The 18,325-nt window shown below is 71.6% G+C and carries 18 protein-coding genes and 2 tRNA genes; 5 read left to right on the top strand and 15 right to left on the bottom strand.

Features of this window, described 5'->3' with window-relative positions; all coding sequences use genetic code 11:
- Window positions 1-17: 17 nt before the first annotated feature.
- Both KDY119_RS10765 and KDY119_RS10760 read right to left on the bottom strand, forming a co-directional pair.
- Window positions 18-800: a class E sortase gene (locus KDY119_RS10765; protein WP_036949703.1), complete on the bottom strand. Its 783-nt coding sequence runs from the start codon at window positions 798-800 to the stop codon at window positions 18-20.
- Window positions 801-968: 168 nt separating this feature from the next.
- Window positions 969-1,041, bottom strand: a tRNA-Asn gene (locus KDY119_RS10760).
- A 193-nt stretch (window positions 1,042-1,234) separates the two neighbouring features.
- On the opposite strand from KDY119_RS10760, the gene KDY119_RS10755 reads away from it, so the two are divergent.
- Together KDY119_RS10755 and KDY119_RS10750 are read left to right on the top strand one after the other, a co-directional pair.
- Complete coding sequence (locus tag KDY119_RS10755; protein WP_036949705.1) at window positions 1,235-1,609, top strand: SHOCT domain-containing protein; 375 nt, start codon at window positions 1,235-1,237, stop codon at window positions 1,607-1,609.
- 24 nt (window positions 1,610-1,633) lie between these two features.
- Window positions 1,634-1,864 carry a hypothetical protein gene (locus KDY119_RS10750; protein WP_036949708.1) on the top strand — a complete coding sequence of 77 codons (231 nt, stop codon included), beginning with the start codon at window positions 1,634-1,636 and terminating at the stop codon, window positions 1,862-1,864.
- Window positions 1,865-1,932: 68 nt separating this feature from the next.
- Here the strand turns inward: KDY119_RS10750 and KDY119_RS10745 are convergent, their stop codons facing one another.
- The 8 genes from KDY119_RS10745 to KDY119_RS10710 all read right to left on the bottom strand — a co-directional run bounded on the left by KDY119_RS10745 (window position 1,933) and on the right by KDY119_RS10710 (window position 10,875).
- Entirely contained in the window at window positions 1,933-2,436 is a 504-nt protein-coding gene (locus tag KDY119_RS10745) for a GNAT family N-acetyltransferase (protein ID WP_051136488.1), read from the bottom strand.
- Window positions 2,437-2,474: 38 nt separating this feature from the next.
- Window positions 2,475-2,548 (bottom strand) — tRNA-Ile (locus tag KDY119_RS10740).
- Window positions 2,549-2,629: 81 nt separating this feature from the next.
- Window positions 2,630-4,057, bottom strand: a complete 1,428-nt coding sequence (locus tag KDY119_RS10735; RefSeq protein WP_036949710.1) for a GH1 family beta-glucosidase — start codon at window positions 4,055-4,057, stop codon at window positions 2,630-2,632.
- Between the two features lie 64 nt (window positions 4,058-4,121).
- A complete protein-coding gene (yicI, locus tag KDY119_RS10730; protein WP_051136489.1) occupies window positions 4,122-6,413 on the bottom strand; it encodes an alpha-xylosidase in 2,292 nt (763 codons plus the stop codon).
- Window positions 6,414-6,429: 16 nt separating this feature from the next.
- The gene (locus KDY119_RS10725) at window positions 6,430-7,338 is read right to left on the bottom strand and encodes a carbohydrate ABC transporter permease (RefSeq protein ID WP_083890799.1); all 909 of its coding nucleotides are present in this window, start codon (window positions 7,336-7,338) and stop codon (window positions 6,430-6,432) included.
- Window positions 7,338-8,327 (bottom strand): carbohydrate ABC transporter permease, encoded by a 990-nt coding sequence (locus KDY119_RS10720; protein ID WP_085998014.1) that lies wholly within the window; start codon window positions 8,325-8,327, stop codon window positions 7,338-7,340. Before KDY119_RS10720 ends, KDY119_RS10725 begins: the two co-directional genes overlap by 1 nt.
- 72 nt (window positions 8,328-8,399) lie before the next feature.
- Entirely contained in the window at window positions 8,400-9,722 is a 1,323-nt protein-coding gene (locus KDY119_RS10715; RefSeq protein WP_036949711.1) for an ABC transporter substrate-binding protein, read from the bottom strand.
- 133 nt (window positions 9,723-9,855) lie between these two features.
- Complete coding sequence (locus KDY119_RS10710) at window positions 9,856-10,875, bottom strand: LacI family DNA-binding transcriptional regulator (RefSeq protein ID WP_051136490.1); 1,020 nt, start codon at window positions 10,873-10,875, stop codon at window positions 9,856-9,858.
- A 162-nt stretch (window positions 10,876-11,037) separates the two neighbouring features.
- On the opposite strand from KDY119_RS10710, the gene def reads away from it, so the two are divergent.
- Together def and KDY119_RS10700 are read left to right on the top strand one after the other, a co-directional pair.
- Window positions 11,038-11,526 (top strand): peptide deformylase, encoded by a 489-nt coding sequence (gene def, locus KDY119_RS10705; RefSeq protein ID WP_036949716.1) that lies wholly within the window; start codon window positions 11,038-11,040, stop codon window positions 11,524-11,526.
- 143 nt (window positions 11,527-11,669) lie between these two features.
- On the top strand, window positions 11,670-12,170 hold the full coding sequence (locus KDY119_RS10700) for a DUF3145 domain-containing protein (protein ID WP_036949721.1): 501 nt from the start codon (window positions 11,670-11,672) through the stop codon (window positions 12,168-12,170).
- 84 nt (window positions 12,171-12,254) lie between these two features.
- Here the strand turns inward: KDY119_RS10700 and KDY119_RS10695 are convergent, their stop codons facing one another.
- The 4 genes from KDY119_RS10695 to KDY119_RS10680 all read right to left on the bottom strand — a co-directional run bounded on the left by KDY119_RS10695 (window position 12,255) and on the right by KDY119_RS10680 (window position 16,247).
- Window positions 12,255-13,499, bottom strand: a complete 1,245-nt coding sequence (locus tag KDY119_RS10695; protein WP_036949724.1) for a beta-ketoacyl-[acyl-carrier-protein] synthase family protein — start codon at window positions 13,497-13,499, stop codon at window positions 12,255-12,257.
- Between the two features lie 99 nt (window positions 13,500-13,598).
- Window positions 13,599-13,847 carry an acyl carrier protein gene (locus KDY119_RS10690; protein ID WP_036949727.1) on the bottom strand — a complete coding sequence of 83 codons (249 nt, stop codon included), beginning with the start codon at window positions 13,845-13,847 and terminating at the stop codon, window positions 13,599-13,601.
- 156 nt (window positions 13,848-14,003) lie between these two features.
- Window positions 14,004-14,957, bottom strand: a complete 954-nt coding sequence (locus tag KDY119_RS10685; RefSeq protein WP_036949729.1) for an ACP S-malonyltransferase — start codon at window positions 14,955-14,957, stop codon at window positions 14,004-14,006.
- A gap of 102 nt (window positions 14,958-15,059) precedes the next feature.
- Window positions 15,060-16,247, bottom strand: coding sequence for a PucR family transcriptional regulator (locus KDY119_RS10680; protein ID WP_227994302.1), 1,188 nt, complete (start codon window positions 16,245-16,247; stop codon window positions 15,060-15,062).
- A gap of 134 nt (window positions 16,248-16,381) precedes the next feature.
- On the opposite strand from KDY119_RS10680, the gene KDY119_RS10675 reads away from it, so the two are divergent.
- Window positions 16,382-17,071, top strand: a complete 690-nt coding sequence (locus KDY119_RS10675) for a hypothetical protein (protein WP_036949737.1) — start codon at window positions 16,382-16,384, stop codon at window positions 17,069-17,071.
- Window positions 17,072-17,078: 7 nt separating this feature from the next.
- Here KDY119_RS10675 and KDY119_RS10670 read toward each other — a convergent pair whose 3' ends face one another.
- The gene (locus tag KDY119_RS10670) at window positions 17,079-18,263 is read right to left on the bottom strand and encodes an ROK family transcriptional regulator (RefSeq protein ID WP_153022292.1); all 1,185 of its coding nucleotides are present in this window, start codon (window positions 18,261-18,263) and stop codon (window positions 17,079-17,081) included.
- Window positions 18,264-18,325: the final 62 nt, after the last annotated feature.

Below are 18,325 nucleotides of genomic sequence, written 5' to 3'. Positions count from 1 at the left end.
CGGGGCTCGCCGGCGGTTCAGCCGGTGATGCCGTCGAGCATCCCGGCGTCGAACTTCCCGGTCACGAGCTCCTTCGGCACCTTGTCGCCGTCCGGCGGGGCCCAGTAGACGAGCTCGCCGTGGACGATGTACCGGTGGATCGGCTGCCAGATCGGGTGGCAGCTCGTCATCGTGATGAGCCGCTTCGTGGGCTTCTTCGTCCCCGTGGTGTCACCGGGCACGGGCGCGACCTGCTCGCCGTCGCGCCAGCCCGTGACGAGGTGGTCCGTCACCGCGTACACGTACCAGCCGTCCTTGGTCTGGACGATGACCGGGTCGCCCGCCTTGAGCGTGTTGATCTGGTTGAACGGCTTGCCGTAGGTGGTGCGGTGCCCCGCGATCGCGAAGTTGCCGAGGCCGCCCGGCATCGCCGTGCCGACGTAGTGCCCGATGCCCTTGGTGTCGAGGACGGTCGCCTTGTCCGTGCCCTCCGTGATGGTCTTCGCGTAGTCCTTGTCGAAGCGCGGCACGTACAGGGTCGCGAACGTCTTCAGGAGCGCCGGCTCCTTGTCGACCTTGGGCGCCTTCGTCGAGGGGGTCAGATACTCCGGGGCTGCCGGCTGCGCCTGCTGAGGCTCGTACGCCCAACCCAACGACGCCACGTCCTTCGCCTGCGCCTGCGCGGACTGGACGTTCGTCCACCACAGCTCCCAGACCAGGAACAGGCCCAGGATCACGCCGAGCGTGATGAGGATCTCGCCGACCGTCCCGACGACGGCGCCGAACGGTGAACGGCGGCTGCGGCGGGCGTGTGCGGTCATGGCTCCTCGTGGGCTCGGGACGCCGCACCAGCGGACGTGAGGCGACGTGCGGCAGTGTGCCCAAGGATACGAGACGCCCCTGGTCAGACCCTGGGACCGACCGGATGAAGACGGACGACGAAGGCCCGGAATCGCGCGGATTCCGGGCCTTCGACTCGTGGAGCGAAGCTCCTGCGGCTGGACTCGAACCAGCGACCGTCCGATTAACAGTCGGATGCTCTGCCAACTGAGCTACGCAGGATCGCGGGATAAAGCCTAGCAGCCCGGACAGGGTGCTCCAGACCAACGCGGGCGCTCATCCGTTTGGGGTGAACCGGGCGGACGAGCCGGGCGCTTCCCGCGCCAAACGCCCAGTCCGGTGCTAGTTTCCGAAGCGTCGTGAGGTGGACGCCGCAGCACGACCCGGACATCTTCCCCTGCCGAGGAGGCACACCGTGAGCTTCTGGAACTACTTCTGGCTCGTCGTCGAGATCTTCTTCTTCTTCGCGTACCTGGTCGTGCTGTTCATGATCATCACGGACCTGTTCCGCGACCACAAGCTCTCCGGCTGGTGGAAGGCGGTGTGGGTGATCTGCCTGATCATCTTCCCGTTGATCACGGCGCTCGTGTACGTGATCGCGCGCGGTAACGGCATGGCGGAGCGGCAGGTCCAGGCGCAGCAGCAGGCCAAGGCGGCGACCGACGGCTACATCCGCGACGTCGCCGGCGCGTCGCCTGCCGACCAGATCGCGACCGCCAAGCAGCTCCTCGACTCGGGGGCCATCGACCAGGCGGAGTTCGACAAGCTCAAGGCCGCCGCGCTCGCCTGAGCGCACGGCCGTGGAAGGAGCGGGATGTTCGAGTACTGGATCCGTGACCTCGACGGGGACCATCGCGGGACCCTGGTCCGCGCCGAGTACGACGACGACGCGATCGCCGCGGTCAAGGCCAGGATCAAGTCCGGCGAGATTGGCCCGTTCCGGGGCGAGATCGCGCTGATGCGGTCCGACGGCGAGGCGATCGAGACGTGGGACGGCCCCGACCAGGTGTTCTACCAGGAGGAGCACGGCACCCCGGGCGCCTGACGCGCGCTGTCGCCGCCGCGAGGCGGGAGAGAGCCCGCACCCGGCTGGGTGCGGGCTCTCTGCCCGTCTCAGGGCCGATGCTCGAGGCACACCAGACGTGGACGGTCCGGCTCCCACGACGCGACCGGGGCGAACCCGCGGCGGGTGTACGCGCGGATCGCGTCCGCCCGCCAGTCCCACACCGAGAGCCGGACAGGCCCCGCCGCCAGACGGATCGCGGCGTCGAGGAGGGCACCGCCCGCTCCGGCTCGACGGTGTGCCGGGTCCACCCAGAACCGCTTGAGCTCCACGACGTCTCCGGGACGCGGCGTCACCACGACGACGCCCACGGCGCTCCCGGCGGAACCCGCCAGAAGGATCTGTGCGCCCGCGAACGCCTCCGCCGGCGCGTGCACCTCCTCGAGGTGGCGAGGCTGGAGCGGGGCGCCGGCGCCCGGCCCGTCGGCGCCGAGGTGCTCGTGCTTCTCGCGCTCGGTGCGTCGCAGGTAGTCCTCGAGGAGTCGCCCGACGTCGCACGCGTCGTCAGGCAGGTGGGCGGTGCAGACCTCGACGGAGGCGGGAGCAGGCGTCATCGAGTCCTCGAGGGGCGGCGTGCCTCGGCACGTACGAGTAGGCCAGGTGGGGCTTGAACCCACGACCGACGGATTATGAGTCCGCTGCTCTGACCGGCTGAGCTACTGGCCCGCGCCGACAGCGTACCGGCCCGCACCCTGTCCCGTGCGGGGCTCGGTGCGGGCCGGCGGCGTGTCGGACGAAGTGGTGTCGTCAGGCGGGGGAGACCTCGTCGACGCCGGGCAGGGTGCGCGTGGTCGCCAGGCGGCGGTACCAGTGCGCCGAGTCCTTCCAGGTGCGCACGAGCGTGTCGTAGTCGACACGGATGATCCCGAACCGCTTGGAGTACCCGTAGCTCCACTCGAAGTTGTCGAGCAGCGACCACGCGAAGTACCCGCCGACGTCTGCCCCGGCGTCCATGGCCCGCCCGACGGCGTCGACGTGGTCGTGCAGGTAGGCGACACGCTCGGGGTCGTGGACGGCGCCGTCGGGCGAGACGACGTCGTCGAAGGCGGCACCGTTCTCCGTGACCATGAGCGGCTGGTCCGGGTAGGTGGCGTGCAGCGAGAGCAGCAGGTCGGTCATGCCCTGCGGCTCGATGTTCCAGCCCATCGCGGTGTACGGGCCGGGCTGCTGCAGGAACTCGACGTCGGTGACGCCCACCCACGGGGTCGCGGCCGACTCGGCGTGGCCGTCGTTCTGCTGGGGCGCGCCCTCGCCGGCGAAGTGGCGGACGCGGGCCGTCGAGTAGTAGTTGACGCCCAGCACGTCGAGCGGCTGGTGCGTGATCGCGAGGTCGCCGTCCTCGACGAACGACCAGTCGGTGACGTGGGCCGTGTCTGCGAGGAGGTCGTCCGGGTAGGCGCCGTCGAGGAGCGGGCCGAGGAACGCGCGGTTCGCGAGGGCGTCGATCTTGCGGACGGCGTCCGCGTCCTCGGCGCTGTCCGTGTCGGGGCGCACGACGTGCAGGTTGAGCGTGACGGACGTCCGCGCGTCGTCGCCGAGGACGTCGCGGATCGCCTGGACGGCGAGGCCGTGGGCGAGGTTGAGGTGGTGGACGGCGCGCAGCGCGCCCTCGCCCTCCGTGCGGCCGGGCGCGTGGACGCCCGACGCGTAGCCGAGGTACGCCGAGCACCACGGTTCGTTGAGCGTGGTCCAGGTGTCGACGCGGGCGCCGAGCTCCTGGGCCATGCGACGGGCGTACTCCGCGAACGCGTACGCGGTGGCGCGGTTCGTCCAGCCGCCGGCGTCCTCGAGCTCCTGCGGGAGGTCCCAGTGGTAGAGCGTGACGACCGGCTTCACGCCGGCCTCGCGGAGCGCGTCGACGAGCCGGGAGTAGAACGCGATGCCGGTCTCGTTGAACTCGCCCGTCCCGCCGGGCTGGACGCGCGGCCACGAGATCGACAGCCGGTAGGCGTCGAGCCCGAGGTCGCGGATGTGCTGCACGTCCTCGGCCCAGCGGTGGTAGTGGTCGTCCGCGACGTCGCCCGTGTCGCCGTCGAGCACCTTGCCGGGCGTGCGGGAGAACGTGTCCCAGATCGACGGCCCGCGGCCGTCCTCGTCGGCGGCGCCCTCGATCTGGTACGCGGCGGTCGCGGAGCCCCAGACGAAGTCGTCGGGGAACCGTCGTGGCGTGGTCATGCTTCTCCTCGGGTGCTGGTGCGGGGCCGGCCGGGAAGCCGGCCGGTGCTCCGGTGCGCTGCGCTCATCGTGCCAGATCCGTCGAACCGATCCGCCCCTCGGTCGTCCCGGGCTCGAACCGGACCGTGCGGTCACCGAGACGCAGCGCCCAGGCACGCGCGGACGTCGTCGTGACCACGACCTCGTCCCCGGTGCGCCGGACGTGGAACTCGGCGTCGTCGGCCCCGACCCCGGCGTCCGCGGCGGGGACCACGAGCACCTCGTCGTGGCCGTCCGCGAGCTCGACGAGGTGGAGCGTGACGCCGTCGGCCCAGTCGTAGTCGGTCGTGCCGTCCTCCGCGCCGATCGGCAGGACCGTGTCGGGGCGGACGAGCAGGGGCAGCGAGTCGAAGCCGTGGCGCTGCCGGACCCAACGGGGTCCGGTCACGGTCGAGCCGTCGAGAAGCGACGTCCAGGTGCCCTCCGGCACGTACACGTCGACGTCGCCGTCGGCGCTGAAGACCGGCGCGACGAGGAGCGACGGCCCGAGCAGGTACTGGGTGTCGACGTCCCAGCCGCCACGGTCGTCGGGCAGCTCGAGCACCATCGGTCGCATGACCGGGGTCCCGTGCCGGACGACGTCGCGCGCGGCCGCGCCCAGGTAGGGCAGGAGGGAGAGCTTGAGCCGGGTGAAGCGGCGGGTCACGTCGACGGCCTCGTCGTCGAACGCCCACGGGACCCGGACCGAGCCCGACCCGTGCAGGCGCGAGTGCGAGGAGAGCAGGCCGAACGCGAGCCAGCGCTTGAACACGGCCGGGTCGGGGTCGCCCTCGAAGCCGCCGATGTCGTGGCTCCAATAGCCGAAGCCCGACATGGCGAGCGAGAGGCCGCCGCGCAGGGTCTCGGCCATCGACACGAACGTCGAGTCGTTGTCGCCGCCCCAGTGCACCGGGAACTGCTGGCCGCCCGCGGTCGCGGAGCGCGCGAAGAGCACGGCCTCACCCTCGCCGCGCTTGGCCGCGAGCAGGTCGAACACGGTGCGGTTGTAGAGGTGCGTGTAGTAGTTCCGCATCTTCTGCGGGTCCGAGCCGTCGTGCCACACGACGCCCTCGGTGGGGATGCGCTCGCCGAAGTCCGTCTTGAAGCAGTCGACGCCCATGTCGAGGAGCGCCTCGAGCTTGCTCGCGTACCACTCCGCAGCGGCGGGGTTGGTGAAGTCGACGAGCCCCATCCCCGCCTGCCACAGGTCCCACTGCCAGACGCCGCCGTCGGTCGTCCGCAGCAGGTAGCCCTTCTCCGCGGCCTCCGCGAAGAGCGGCGACTTCTGGCCGATGTACGAGTTGATCCACACGCAGATGCGCAGGCCCTTGTCCTTGTAGCGCGCGAGCATGCCCTCGGGGTCCGGGAAGGTGCGGGGGTCCCACTCGAAGTCGCACCACTGGTACTCGCGCATCCAGAAGCAGTCGAAGTGGAACACCGACAGCGGGATGTCGCGCTCGGCCATGCCGTCGACGAACGACGTCACGGTCTGCTCGTCGTAGCTGGTGGTGAACGAGGTGGTGAGCCACAGACCGTACGACCACGCCGGCACCTGCGGTGGGCGCCCCGTGAGCGCGGTGTAACGCTCGAGGACGTCCTTCGGTGTCGGGCCGTCGATCACGTAGTACTCGAGGTGCTCGCCGGCGACCGAGAACTGCGTGCGCTCGACCATCTCCGACGCGACCTCGAAGGACACCAGCTCCGGGTGCGCGACGAACACCCCGTAGCCGGCGCTCGTCACGTAGAACGGGACGTTCTTGTACGCCTGCTCGCTGGAGGTGCCTCCGTCGGCGTTCCAGATGTCGACGGTCTGGCCGTTCCTGACGAACGGACCGAACCGCTCGCCCATGCCGTAGACCTTCTCGCCGACGCCGAGCGCGAGCTGCTCGTGGACGAACGTGCCCTCGGGCGTCGTCGCCACGCCCGCGCCCTTCGGCAGGCTGGAGGTGAGGACCTTGCCCCGCGACTCGAAGTCGACCCGCCACGGTCCGGTGCGGTGCACGCGCACCGACAGGTTGCCCGACGTGAGGACGGCCTGCTCGTCGTCGACCTGGGTGGTGACCGCGACGTCGGACCCGCGGACCGCGAACTCGGGGTGGCGACGCCGCGCGCCTGCCCAGTGCTCGACGCGCACCTTCACGACGCCCTCGGCGGGGCTCGAGTAGGTGAGCGTCACGAGGGGCTGGTTCAGGGTGTCGCCCCGGCCCCGCACGTGCTTGGTCGCGGCCCAGACGGTGAGCGTGCCCGCCTCGGGGTCGGCACGGACGTCGTCGACCTCGACCGGGTGGAGGACCTGGACGCCGGGTCGCAGCTGCCAGTAGCCGTCGGTGAACTTCATGGTGGGGTGGAGCTCCTTACTTGACGGCGCCGGCGGTGATGCCGCGGGTGAGCGTCCGCTGGAAGAACAGGAAGAAGATCAGGGTCGGGATCAGGGAGACGAGCGTGCCCGCGTTGAGGGTCGGGACGTCGAGCATGCGGTCGCCCTGCAGGGACGCGAGCGCGATCGGCACGGTCTGGGTGTCGTTGGTCGTGAGCATGACGAGGGGGATGAAGAACTCGTTCCACGTCCAGATGAAGAAGAAGATGAGCAGCACCGACAGCGTCGGGCGCACGACGGGGAAGACGACGCGCCACAGGATCTGCCACCGGTTCGCCCCGTCGAGCGAGGCCGCCTCGAGCAGCGCGCGGGGGAACGTCCCGAGGACCGACGACAGCAGGTACGTGCCGAACGCCGCCTGGATGACCGTGAAGATCAGGACGATGGACCACCCCGAGTTGTTGAGGCCGATGTTCTGCATCATGCGGAACAGGGGGTAGATCAGCACCTCCTGCGGCAGCATGTTCGCGAGCAGGAAGACCCCGACCAGCCAGAGCCGGCCCCTGACGCGGCCGATCCCGATCGCGAACGCCGACAGCAGCGAGAGCGCGACGCCGAAGATCGCGACGAGGCCGGACGTCCAGATCGAGTTCCACAGCTTCACGGGGAAGTCGACCCGGTCCCAGAAGACCTTGAGACCGTGCGTGTAGAACTCGTGCGGCCACGACAGCGGCCCGTGCGCCGAGTAGTCGTCAGGCGACTTGAAGGTGTTGAGCAGCATGATCACGAACGGCGCGATCATGAGCAGCGCGACGATCGCGGCCACCACGAGCAGGACCCACCGCAGCGGACCGCGGTGGAACCGGTCGCGCCCGCGGCGCTCGCCGGTGTCGGTGCCGGTCCCGTTCGCGGGGGCGCCGGGCAGGGTCTCGGTGACGGCGGCCATCACGCACCCCTCTCTTCCTTGCGGGCGCTGCGGTTCTGCAGCAGCTGGATGACGGAGGCGACGACGATGATGATGACCGTGAGGACGGTCGCCACGGCGGCGCCGTACCCGACCTTCGACTTGTCGAAGAAGTTGAGGTACGAGTAGTAGGACGGCACGAGGGTCGAGCCCTCGGGCCCGCCGCGCGTCAGCACGTAGATCGGCGCGAAGACCTTGAGCGCCGCGATCGTGCAGGTCAGCGTGATGACGAACGTCTCCGGCTTGATCTGCGGGAGCGTGATCGCCCGGAACCGCGCCCACCAGTTCGCGCCGTCGAGCTCCGCGGCCTCGTACAGCTCGGGGTCCACGCGCTGCAGCGCCGACATGAAGATCACGGTGGGGTAGCCGATCTGGATCCAGATCAGCACGAGCATGACCGACGGCAGCGCGGTGGAAGGGTTGCCCAGCCAGTCGGGCGGGTTCTCGATCCCGATCCCGTGGAGGATCTGGTTGAGGGCGCCGGTCTGGGCGTTGAGGATCCAGTTCCACAGGATGCCGGCGACGGCGACGGGCAGGATCTGCGGCAGGTAGTACGTGGCGCGAAGGACGCTCGCGACGCGACCGTTGAAGTGCTTGCCGATGTAGTCGAAGAGCAGCGAAGCGAGCAGCAGGCCGATCACCGTCGGGATGATCACCATGGCGATGATCATCCAGACCGAGTTGCGGAACGACTGCCAGAACTGGTCGTCGTGCATGAGGTCGGCGTAGTTGTCGAGCCCGACCCAGGTCATCGTGGTGATGCCGCCGCGCCACTTGTGCAGCGAGTACCAGATGTTGAGGACGAACGGGATCCCGATGATCGCGACGAACGCCGCGAGACCGGGGATCAGGTACAGCCAGTACGTCGACGGCACCCAGCGCCGTCGACCGGAGCCGCGCCGGGCGGCACGTCGCGCCGTGGGCGGCGCCGAGGAGTCCTGCGTGGGCAGGGTGGCGGGTGCGGAAGACATGGGTTCTCTCTCTTCGGGCGGCAGGGGCCGGGGGCGGGCCCGGACGCGCGGAGGCGTCCGGGCCCGGCCGCGTCAGCCGTTGAGGAGGTCGTCCTTGCCGGACTCGTACTGCTTCTGGAGCTGGCTCAGCACGTCGGAGGTCGACTTCGAGCCGTTCACGACGGACTGCAGGGCGCTGACGATCTGGTCGTAGAACCCCGCGACCGGCCAGTCGGGGTAGAACGCGAGGGAGTCGTCCGAGACGAGCTTCTGGAACTGCTCGGTGAACGTCTTGGTCTTCGCGTCGGTGATGGTCGACGCGTCACCCGCGATCGGGAGGCCACCCTTCTGCCCGAGGACGTTCTGGACCTCGTCGCTCAGCGTGATGTCGATGAAGTCCTCGGCGAGGCCCTTGTTCTTCGCGTTCTGCGGGACGACCCAGAGGTTGCCCGACGAGCCGAGCGCGAAGTTCGAGCCCGGGAACTGGAACTGACCCCAGTCGAACTTCGCCTCGTTCACGAGCCGGCCGAACCACCACGAGCCGGAGACCATGATCGGGTACTTGCCCGAGATGAAGGACGTGCCCATGTCCTCGGCGGTCAGACCGGCCGAGTTCTTGGGGATGTAGCCCTTCTTGGTCCAGTCGCTGATCGTGTCGGTCGCGGACGTGAGCTGCTCGCCCTGCCAGTCGAGGTCGCCCTTGAAGAGCTGGTACGAGTCGATCCAGGACCGGTCCGCCTTGGTGAGCGCGAGCTGGTACCAGAGCTGGCCCAGGGGGTACTCGGCACCGGCCGGGTTGAGGGGCGTCACGCCGGCGGCCTTGAACGTGGCGAGAGCGGCGGTGAACTGGTCGAGCGTGGTCGGGACGGCGACGCCGTACTTCTTGAAGAGGTCCTTGTTGTAGTAGACGGTCACGTACTCGCCGTAGTTCGGGATGCCGTACCAGTCGCCCGCGCCCATGAGGCCGTTCTCGTCGTACTGCGCGGTCGTGGCGATCGACCCCGTGACCTTCTTGTCCCAGCCGCGGTCCTTCACGACGTCGGTCAGGGGGGTCAGCAGACCCTGCGAGGCGAGCTGGCCGGCGGTCGCGTTGCCCTTGTTGTACTCCATGACGTCGGGCACGTCGTCGCCGGTGAGGATGATCTTGGCGTTCTTCTGGATCTGCTCGAACGTCTGCGACTCCGTCTTCACGGTGACGCCCGGGTGCTTCTCCTTGAAGATCTCGATGGCCTTGGCCCAGGCCTGGCCCATCGCCGAGTCGTCGGACTCGTAGTCCCAGATGGTGAGTGTCTTGCCGTCGGCGTTGGCGGTGGCGTCGTCGGAGCCGCCACCCCCGCCGCCGCCGGAGCAGGCGGTCAGGGTCAGGGGCAGGGCCAGGGCGGCGGCCAGAGCGCCGGCCGTGATCGTGCGCTTCACGGTGTGTCCTTCCGTTGGGTGCGTCGGTGCAGCGATGCGTCGATGCGGTGCGTCGTTGCGGGGTCGGGGTGTCGCTGTGGACGTCGGTGTCGCAGGGTGGGAGGCAGTGCAGTCGCCGCGGGTGCCCGCGGCGTCAGCGTCTGGGCGCGGATCCGGTGGACGCGCCGGGGGAGAGCACACAGGTGACGAGGCGTGGAGCCTCGCGCACGGTGGTGCCCTCGAGAGCGGCGAGGAGCTCCTCGACCGAACGGCGCCCGAGCTCTCGCCCGGGGGCTCGCATGGTGGTCAGCGGCGGGTTGTACATCGCGCCGACCTCGGGCGACGTCACGACGGCGAGCACCGAGACGTCGTCGGGTACGCGGAGCCCGCGGTCGCGCAGCGCCTGCGTGACGCCGAACGTCGCGGTCTCGTTCATGGTGACGAACGCGGTGGTGTCCGGGCGTTCGTCGAGGATCGCGCCCGTCGCGAGCCGTCCCGCCAGCGGCGACTCGTCGCTCGTGACGTCGGTCGCGTGGAGGCCCCGCGCGACGGCGGCCGCGTGGAACGCGTCCCGGGCACGCACGGTCGGCCCGTAGCCGGTGTCGAGCGAGCGCTGCGAGTGGTTGACGAACGCGATCGTCGTGTGGCCGAGATCGGCCAGGTGGTCGACGGCGTCGGTGAGGGTGCGCTCGAAGTCGATGTCGACCCACGAGCGACCGTCGAGCTCCGCGGTGCGTCCGATCATCGTGAACGGCACCTTCGAGGCGAGCAGTGCGTCGATGCGCTCGTCGTGCAGGGAGACCTCCATCACGAGGACGCCATCGGCCTGCCCTTGCCGCACGAGGTCGCGTACCTCCGCGTGCTCCTCGCGGTCGAACGGCCAGATCACGAGGTGGTAGCCGGCCTCGCGTGCGGTCTGCGACGCGCCTTGGGCGAACTCGCCGAGCGTGCCCGACAGGCCGCCGGCGACCGTCGGCAGGACGAGCGCGAGGACGTGGCTGCGGCGCGCAGCCAGGCTGCGGGCGGCCGCGTTGCGCTCGAACCCGAGCTCTTCGATGGCGGCCATCACCCGGGCGCGGGTCTCGGTGCCGATGGGGCGCGCGCCGCTGAGGGCGTAGGACACGGTCGAGAGGGAGACGCCCGCGTGGCGGGCGACGTCCTGCATGGTGGCCATGCATCCTCCTCGTCGAGTCCGGATCCGTGTCGAAGCGCTTCGTCGAAGCGCTTCGATGAGTTAGGAGTATTCATCGAACAAAGAGCGGCGTCAAGTCCCCCGGAGCGTCGTGCCCGAGTCGTGACCTTCGGGCGGGGCCCCGCTCGTGAAACAATGCGGGCCATGGCCATGCGCGAGATCCGCACCCTCCCGGACCCCGTCCTGCGCACCCCGTGCGCCGAGATCACCGACATCGACGACGGCGTCCGCGCCCTCGTGGAGGACCTCCTCGAGACGGTCGACGACGAAGGGCGCGCGGGGCTCGCCGCCAACCAGATCGGCGTCAGCCTGCGGGCGTTCTCGTGGAACATCGACGACGAGATCGGCTACGTCCTCAACCCGCGCATCGTCGAGCTCTCCGAGGACGAGTACCAGGACGGCGACGAGGGCTGCCTCTCGGTGCCCGGTCTGTGGTTCCCCACCCGGCGCGCCTGGTACGCGCGCGTCGAGGGCATCGACCTCGACGGGAAGAAGGTCGTCGTCGAGGGCACCGAGCTCATGGGACGCTGCCTCCAGCACGAGACCGACCACCTCGACGGGATGCTCTACCTCGACCGCCTCGACCGAGCCGTCCGCAAGAAGGCGATGCGCGCGCTGCGCGAGCAGCTCTGAGCTCCGCGTTTCCTGCTCGCGCGCCCGCCCGTCGTCGGGCACAATGGTGCGAAGAACGCCGTGCACGGGCCCAGATCCCGTTGCCGTGACGCAGTCCAGGCGAGGCCGTTGGGGAAGGCGAACCTCGACCCTGGGAGGACGACATGGCAGGTGCCATCACCCGCGGTGTGCTTTTCGTGCACTCCGCGCCCCGCGCCCTGTGCCCCCACCTGGAGTGGGCGGCGAGCGACGTCCTGGGCGGCCGGGTGGCCCTCGACTGGATCGAGCAGCCGGCCGGGCCCGGGCTGCTGCGTGCCGAGCACTCCTGGCAGGGGCCGCAGGGGACGGGCGCACGCCTCGCCTCCGCGTTCCGCGGTTGGGCGAACCTGCGCTACGAGGTCACCGAGGAACCGAGTGCCGGCGCGGACGGCGCCCGGTGGTCCCACACGCCGTCGCTGGGGATCTTCCACGCCGTGACCGACGTGCACGGGAACATCGTCGTGCCCGAGGACCGGATCCGTGCTGCGCTCGTCGAGCAGCACGACCAGCGTGCCCTTCGTGACGCCCTGGACCTGGCGCTGGGACGCGCCTGGGACGAGGAGCTCGAGCCGTTCCGCTACGCGGGCGCCGGTGCACCGGTGCGGTGGCTGCACCGCGTGGGCTGACTCGGCGCACGTCCGCGGCTCGCAGCGACGAAGGCCCGCGTGGATCACCCGACGGTGACCACGCGGGCCTTCGTGCGACGTGCCTCAGGCGTTCGTCACGACCAGCGCGACGTTGTGGCCCCCGAAGCCGAACGAGTTGTTCACGGCGGCGATGTCGCCGGCGGGCAGGTCGGCCGGGGTGTCGCGGACGAGGGGCACGTCGAGCTCGGGGTCCGGGTTGTCGACGTTGATGGTCGGCGGCGCCTTGCGCTCGGCGACGGCCTTGACGGTGAACAGGGTCTCGAGCGCCCCGGCGCCGCCGAGGAGGTGCCCGGTCATGGACTTGGTCGCGGAGAGGGCGATGTGGTCGGCCTCCGCCGCGAACAGGTGCCGGACGGCGCGGGCCTCGATCATGTCGCCCACCTTCGTGGAGGTGGCGTGCGCGTTGACGTGGACGACGTCCCGGGCGGTGACGCCGGCGTCGTCGAGGGCGGACCGCATGGCGCGGATCTGGCCGCGCCCCTCGGGCTCGGGGGACGTGATGTGGTACGCGTCCGCGGAGAGCCCGACGCCGGCGATCTTCGCGTAGACGCGGGCGCCGCGGGCGGCGGCGTGCTCGGCGGACTCGAGGATGACGACGGCCGCGCCCTCGCCGATGACGAACCCGTCGCGGTCGACGTCGTACGGCCGGGACGCGGCGGCGGGGTCGTCGTTGCGCAGCGACAGGGTGCGCGACGCCGCGAACGACGCGATGGGCATGGGGTGGACGACCGCCTCGGTGCCACCGGCGATGACGACGTCGGCGCGGCCGGTGCGGATCATCTCGACGCCGTACCCGATGGCCTCGGCGCCGGACGCGCAGGCGGAGACGAGCGCGTGCGCGCCGGCCTGGGCGTTGAAGTCGAGGGAGATGTACGCGGTGGGGGAGTTCGGCATGAGCATGGGCACCGTCGTGGGCAGCATGCGCCGGGCGCCGCGCTCGCGCAGCGTGTCCCACGCGTCGAGGGTCGTGATGATGCCGCCGATGCCGGACGACACCACGGAGCCGAGCCGCTCGGGGTCGACGTCGGGGGTGCCGGCGTCGGCCCAGGCCTCACGCGCGGACGCGAGGGCGTACTGCGCGGACGGGTCCATGCGCTTGGTCTCCGGACGCGTGAGCCGCTCGCTGACGTCGCCGACGACGGTGGCCGCGAAGTTCACGGGGATGCCGTACGTCTCGGCCCAGTCGTTGTCGAGGGTCCGGGCACCGGAGGTCCCGGCGAGGGCGGCCTGCCACGTGCTGGGCGCGTCCACGCCGAGCGAGGTGAAGGCGCCGAGTCCGGTGACGACGACGTCGGTTCGGGGGGTCATCGGGTCTCCTGGGGTGTCACGGTCCGGGGACACGTCGCGGCGGGCGCGGGTGCGCGCCCGCCGCGACGGGGTGGGGCGGGTGCCCCGTCGTGCTTCGCGTCAGGCCTGGGCCTTCGCGATGTACGCGACGGCGTCACCGACGGTGGACAGGTTCTTGACGTCCTCGTCGGGGATGCGGACGTCGAACTTGTCCTCGGCGTGCGTGATGATCGTCATCATCGACAGCGAGTCGATGTCGAGGTCGTCGGTGAACGACGCGCTCGGGACGACGGCGGAGGCCGGCTGACCGGACTCCTCGGCGACGATCTCGGCGAGGCCGGCGAGGACTTCCTCTTCGGTGTAGGCCATCGTGTGCTTCTCCTTGTGTTGTGCGGTCGGTGGCGACCCGAGGTCCGGGCCGGCAGGTCCGGCTACCTGACGGGTCGGGTGGCCGGGCTGCCTGTGAGCCGGTACTGCTGTCGTGCGGGAAGTGGTCCGCGCCGTGCGGCGTCTGCCGCCGGGGCGTCAGCCGTCGCTGCTCGTGCCTGCGCCGGCGTGGCGGGCGACGAACGCGCGGGCGGCGTCGGCGTCGTCGGCGGACTTCACCGCGAACGCCTCCACCCCCGGCAGGGTACGCCGTGCCAGGCCGGTGAGGACACCGCCGGGCGCGAGCTCGAGCAGGCCGGTGACGCCGCGTTCGGCCAGCGTGGCCTGGCACAGGTCCCAGCGCACGGGGTTGGCGACCTGGCGGACGAGGCGGGCGAGCGCGTCGTCGCGGCCGTCGACGACGGCGCCGTCGGCGTTGGACAGGAGAGCGACACGGGGCGCGCCGTCGCCGTCGGGAGCGGGCAGCGCGTCGACGGCCGCCTGGAGCTCGGCGACGGCGGGTCGCATGGTCTCGGTGTGGAAGGCGCCGGCGACCTGGAGCGGGATCACGCGGGCTCGGGTGGGGGGCTCGGCGGCAAGGGCTGCGAGGGCTTCGAGCGCCCCCGCCGCGACGACCTGCCCGCCCCCGTTGACGTTGGCCCCGACGAGGCCGAGCTCGTCCAGCCGCGCCGTGACATCGTCGGCCTGGCCACCGAGGACCGCGCTCATCCCGGTGGGCTCGGCGGCGGCGGCGCGGGCCATCGCGGCGCCGCGGACCCCGACGAGCCTGATGGCCTGCTCCGGGCTGAGGACGCCGGCGAGGGCGGCGGCGGCGAACTCGCCGACCGAGTGTCCCGCGGTGACGTCGACGACCCCGAGGTCGTCGCCGAGGATCGCGTGCGCGGACAGCAGCGACGCCCCGACGATGAGCGGCTGGGCGACCGCGGTGTCACGGATCGTGTCGGCGTCGGAGGTCGTGCCGTGGGCGACGAGGTCGACGCCCGCGAGCTCGGACCACGAGCCGAGGAGTTCGTTCAGTCCGGGCAGATCGAGCCAGGGGGCGAGCATTCCGGGGGTCTGGGAGCCCTGTCCAGGGCAGACGACGGCGAGCACCTCACCACCATGCCCCGTCGGGTGCGTCGAGCGCCGTCGCGACGCGCACGAACCTTGAGAATGCGGCTTGTAGTGACCCTACAAACGGGGCTCGTGGTGTCGTCAGCGTCCGCGGCGTGGGCCCTCGACCTGCCCGAGCGCGAGCGCGACCTGCAGGACGAACGACTCGCGCGCGTCGAGCGGGTCCCACCCGGTGATCTCCGAGACCTTGCGCAGCCGGTACCGGACGGTGTTGGGATGGACGTAGAGGGTGCGCGCGGCGGCCTCGAGCGAACGTCCGGTGCCGAGGTAGGCGGACAGCGTCTCGAGCACCGAGCCGCCGGCTTCCTCGAGCGGGCGGTACGCCTGGGCGACGAGGGTGCGGCGGGCGCTCGCGTCGCCGGTGAGCACGCGCTCGGGGAGCAGGTCGTCGGCGAGGACGGGGCGAGGCGCCTGGGGCCACGCGGGTGCCGCGGCCAGGCCGGCGAGCGCCGCCTGGGCGGACCGCCCGGCGTCGTCCACACCGTCGACGACGGGCCCGATCACGACCGGCCCGTCGCCGAAGCGCGACAGGAGGCCCGTGGCCGCGGAGACCAGCCCCTCGCCGTCGCCCTCCCGGCCGCCCAGCACGACGACGAGCCGGTCGCCGTGGATGCCGACGAGCGCGTCGCCCGCAGCGCGCCGGGCGACCCGCCGCAGGTCGGCGGTCCGCACCTCGTCGAGCGGGACCACGGCGGGGCCGACCATGACGAGGACCGCGCCGCGACCGTTCCAGCCGAGCGCGGACAGCCGGGATCGCAGCGACCGGTCGCCGCCCTCGCTCTCGCCCCGCAGGAGCGCGTCCACGACGAGCGCCTCGAGCCGGGCGTCCCACGCCCCACGCACCTCGGCGGCACGGGCGTAGACCTCGGCGGCCGAGAACGCGACCTCGCGCGAGTAACGCAGGACGGCCTCGCGCAGGTCGCGCTCGGTGCCCGGGATCGCCAGCTGGTCCGAGTACTGCTCGACCACCTCGACGCCGATCCGGACGAGCTGGAGCGTGTGCTGCAGGGAGATCGAGCGTGCGAGCTCGGGCGGGGCTCCGGCGAAGATCTCGTTGGCGCCGTGCGGGGGTCGGTCGGGGGCCGCGAACCACTGCGTGAACGCGGTGATCGCCGACTGGGCGAGCAGGCCGACCCAGGACCGCTCCTGTGCCGAGAGCCCGCGGTACCACTCGAGCTCCGACTCCATGCGGCGCAGGGTGGCGCTCGTGAGGAGGCCGCTGGCGTCCTTGACGCGTTGCAGGTTGTCGGGGCTCCCGGTCGTCGGCACGGGTAGAGCATACGGACGCGATTGTGGACGGTCCACAAACTGGCGGCTCCGACGCCCCTCTCGAAAGTTGCCTGCGTCCTCAGGTTCGGCCCCTAGTCGGGTCATGGACCGTTCAAGAGGTTAGGGTCGGAGGTATGGCCCTCATGCCCCGTCTGCGTCAGCTGCTTCGACGCTCCGGCTCCGCGTCGACCGTCGGTACGCGGCGCCCGAGCTCGTCGCGCCGCCGCGGCGACACGGTCCACGAGGACGCGCTGCGGGCCGTGCTGTCGGAGAACCCCAACGACGAACGCGCCTTCCAGGCCCTCGCGGAGATCGTGCGGCGCCACGCGTCGCAGGCGCACGTCGACGAGGACCCGCTCGCGGCGGAGGGCGCGGTGCCGACCCGGCGCCGCGAGGCCGACCTCGCGGAGTGGGCGCTCGCCGAGGAGCTGGCGGGCAACCCGAAGGCCTGGTACCCGCTCATCGAGCTGGCCCGGCTGTCGATCGGCGACGACCACGAGGGCACGCTGCGCCGTCTGGCGACGGCGGCCGAGCGGGACCCGTCGGGTCAGGCGTTGGCGAACGGTCTGGAGCTGCTGCGCGAGGCGGGCATGCCGGTCGACGCGCTGGGGCTGGGCGTCGGGCACTGGCGTCCGCGCGAGCACGTCGCCGAGGCCGGGCGGCAGGTGGTCCTCGCGGCCCTCGACGCCGAGCGCCCGCTCGACGCACGGATCCAGCTCGACGCCCTCGTGGCGTCGACGCCGCACAAGGTCGAAGTCCGGGCGTTCGCGGACGAGCTCGACAGCAGGATCGAGCAGTCGCGGCAGCGGACCGCGGGCGCCTGAGGCGCGCTCAGCGCTCGGCGGGTCCGTCCAGCACGTGCTGGCTCACCATCACGGCCGCGCCGAGCACGCCGCCCGTCTCGCGCGACGTGGCCGGCACGATCGTGAGGTCGCGCGTCGCGAGCGCGGTCGAGCGTCCGTAGACCGTCTCCCGCACCCCGGCGAGCAGGTGCTCGCCCGCGCGCGCGAGCGTCCCCCCGACGACGATGACGCCCGGGTTGAGCAGGTTGACGACGGTCGCGAGCACCTCGCCGAGGTCACGCCCCGCCTGGCGCAGGGCCTGGACGGCCTCCGGCCGCTCGCGCAGGGCGAGCTCGACGACGTCGTCCGCGTCGTGCGCAGGCACACCGTGTTCGCGCAGCGCGCGGGCGACCGCCGGGCCGCTCGCGAGGGCCTCGAGATCGGCGTCGGCGTCCCCATGGGGCGGGGTGTCGCGCGTGAACGGGACGCGTACGTGACCGAGGTCGCCGGCGGAGCCCTGGGCGCCGCGCTGGAGCCGGCCCCCGGCGACGATCCCCGCACCGATCCCGGTGGCGACCTTGACGAACAGCAGGTCGTCCGTGCTGGACCAGGCCGAGGTGTGCTCGCCGAGCGCGAGCAGGTTGACGTCGTTGTCGACGAGCACGAGCGGCACGCCGAGGCGCTCGCGGAGGAGGGCGGGCACGTCGAACCCGTCCCAACCGGGCATGATCGGTGGTCGCACGGGGCGGCCGGTGGAGTGCTCGACGGGGCCGGGCAGCCCGACGCCGACGCCGACGACGTCGCTCCACGGGCGCCCCGAGGCGTCGACGAGCTCGCGTGCCAGCTCGCTCACGCGACCGAGGACGGCGTCGGGCCCTTCCGTCACGGCGAGTCGTTCGGCGCGCGACGCCACGACCGCGCCCGCGAGGTCGGCGAGCCCGACGACGGCGTGCGTGGCGCCGAGGTCGATGCCGACGACGAGGCGCGCGTCGGTACGGAAGGCGAGCAGCCCGGGTGGTCGGCCGCCGCGCGAGGCGGCGCCCCCGGCGGGCACCACGAGGCCGGCGCCCAGGAGCGTCTCGAGGCGTGCGGTGAGCGTGGTCCGGGCGAGTCCGGTGCGCTCGGCGAGCTGGGCGCGGGTGAGGGGTCCGGCCTCGCGTAGGACGGCGAGCAGCGCCCTGGCCTCGGGCGCGACCAGCGGCTCGTCGGTCTCGGGCCCTGTCACGCGGCACATTCAACCACGATCGACGAGTTCTGACGCACACGTAGCGACTTTTGATTGACGATCGACAGAAG

The sequence above is a fragment of the Luteimicrobium xylanilyticum genome (assembly GCF_009429125.1).
Taxonomy (GTDB): Bacteria; Actinomycetota; Actinomycetes; order Actinomycetales; family Cellulomonadaceae; genus Luteimicrobium; species Luteimicrobium xylanilyticum.
Note: the sequence above shows the minus strand (reverse complement) of the source record. Positions and strands in the feature narration are given on the sequence as shown.

What these genes read in the sequence shown, in the direction of transcription:
- KDY119_RS10765 (WP_036949703.1), bottom strand. Translation starts at nt 800, where the DNA reads ATGACCGCACACGCCCGCCGCAGCCGCCGTTCACCGTTCGGCGCCGTC.
- KDY119_RS10750 (WP_036949708.1), top strand. Translation starts at nt 1,634, where the DNA reads ATGTTCGAGTACTGGATCCGTGACCTCGACGGGGACCATCGCGGGACC.
- KDY119_RS10745 (WP_051136488.1), bottom strand. Translation starts at nt 2,436, where the DNA reads ATGACGCCTGCTCCCGCCTCCGTCGAGGTCTGCACCGCCCACCTGCCT.
- KDY119_RS10735 (WP_036949710.1), bottom strand. Translation starts at nt 4,057, where the DNA reads ATGACCACGCCACGACGGTTCCCCGACGACTTCGTCTGGGGCTCCGCG.
- yicI (WP_051136489.1), bottom strand. Translation starts at nt 6,413, where the DNA reads ATGAAGTTCACCGACGGCTACTGGCAGCTGCGACCCGGCGTCCAGGTC.
- KDY119_RS10725 (WP_083890799.1), bottom strand. Translation starts at nt 7,338, where the DNA reads ATGGCCGCCGTCACCGAGACCCTGCCCGGCGCCCCCGCGAACGGGACC.
- KDY119_RS10720 (WP_085998014.1), bottom strand. Translation starts at nt 8,327, where the DNA reads ATGTCTTCCGCACCCGCCACCCTGCCCACGCAGGACTCCTCGGCGCCG.
- KDY119_RS10710 (WP_051136490.1), bottom strand. Translation starts at nt 10,875, where the DNA reads ATGGCCACCATGCAGGACGTCGCCCGCCACGCGGGCGTCTCCCTCTCG.
- def (WP_036949716.1), top strand. Translation starts at nt 11,038, where the DNA reads ATGGCCATGCGCGAGATCCGCACCCTCCCGGACCCCGTCCTGCGCACC.
- KDY119_RS10700 (WP_036949721.1), top strand. Translation starts at nt 11,670, where the DNA reads ATGGCAGGTGCCATCACCCGCGGTGTGCTTTTCGTGCACTCCGCGCCC.
- KDY119_RS10695 (WP_036949724.1), bottom strand. Translation starts at nt 13,499, where the DNA reads ATGACCCCCCGAACCGACGTCGTCGTCACCGGACTCGGCGCCTTCACC.
- KDY119_RS10690 (WP_036949727.1), bottom strand. Translation starts at nt 13,847, where the DNA reads ATGGCCTACACCGAAGAGGAAGTCCTCGCCGGCCTCGCCGAGATCGTC.
- KDY119_RS10675 (WP_036949737.1), top strand. Translation starts at nt 16,382, where the DNA reads ATGGCCCTCATGCCCCGTCTGCGTCAGCTGCTTCGACGCTCCGGCTCC.
- KDY119_RS10670 (WP_153022292.1), bottom strand. Translation starts at nt 18,263, where the DNA reads ATGTGCCGCGTGACAGGGCCCGAGACCGACGAGCCGCTGGTCGCGCCC.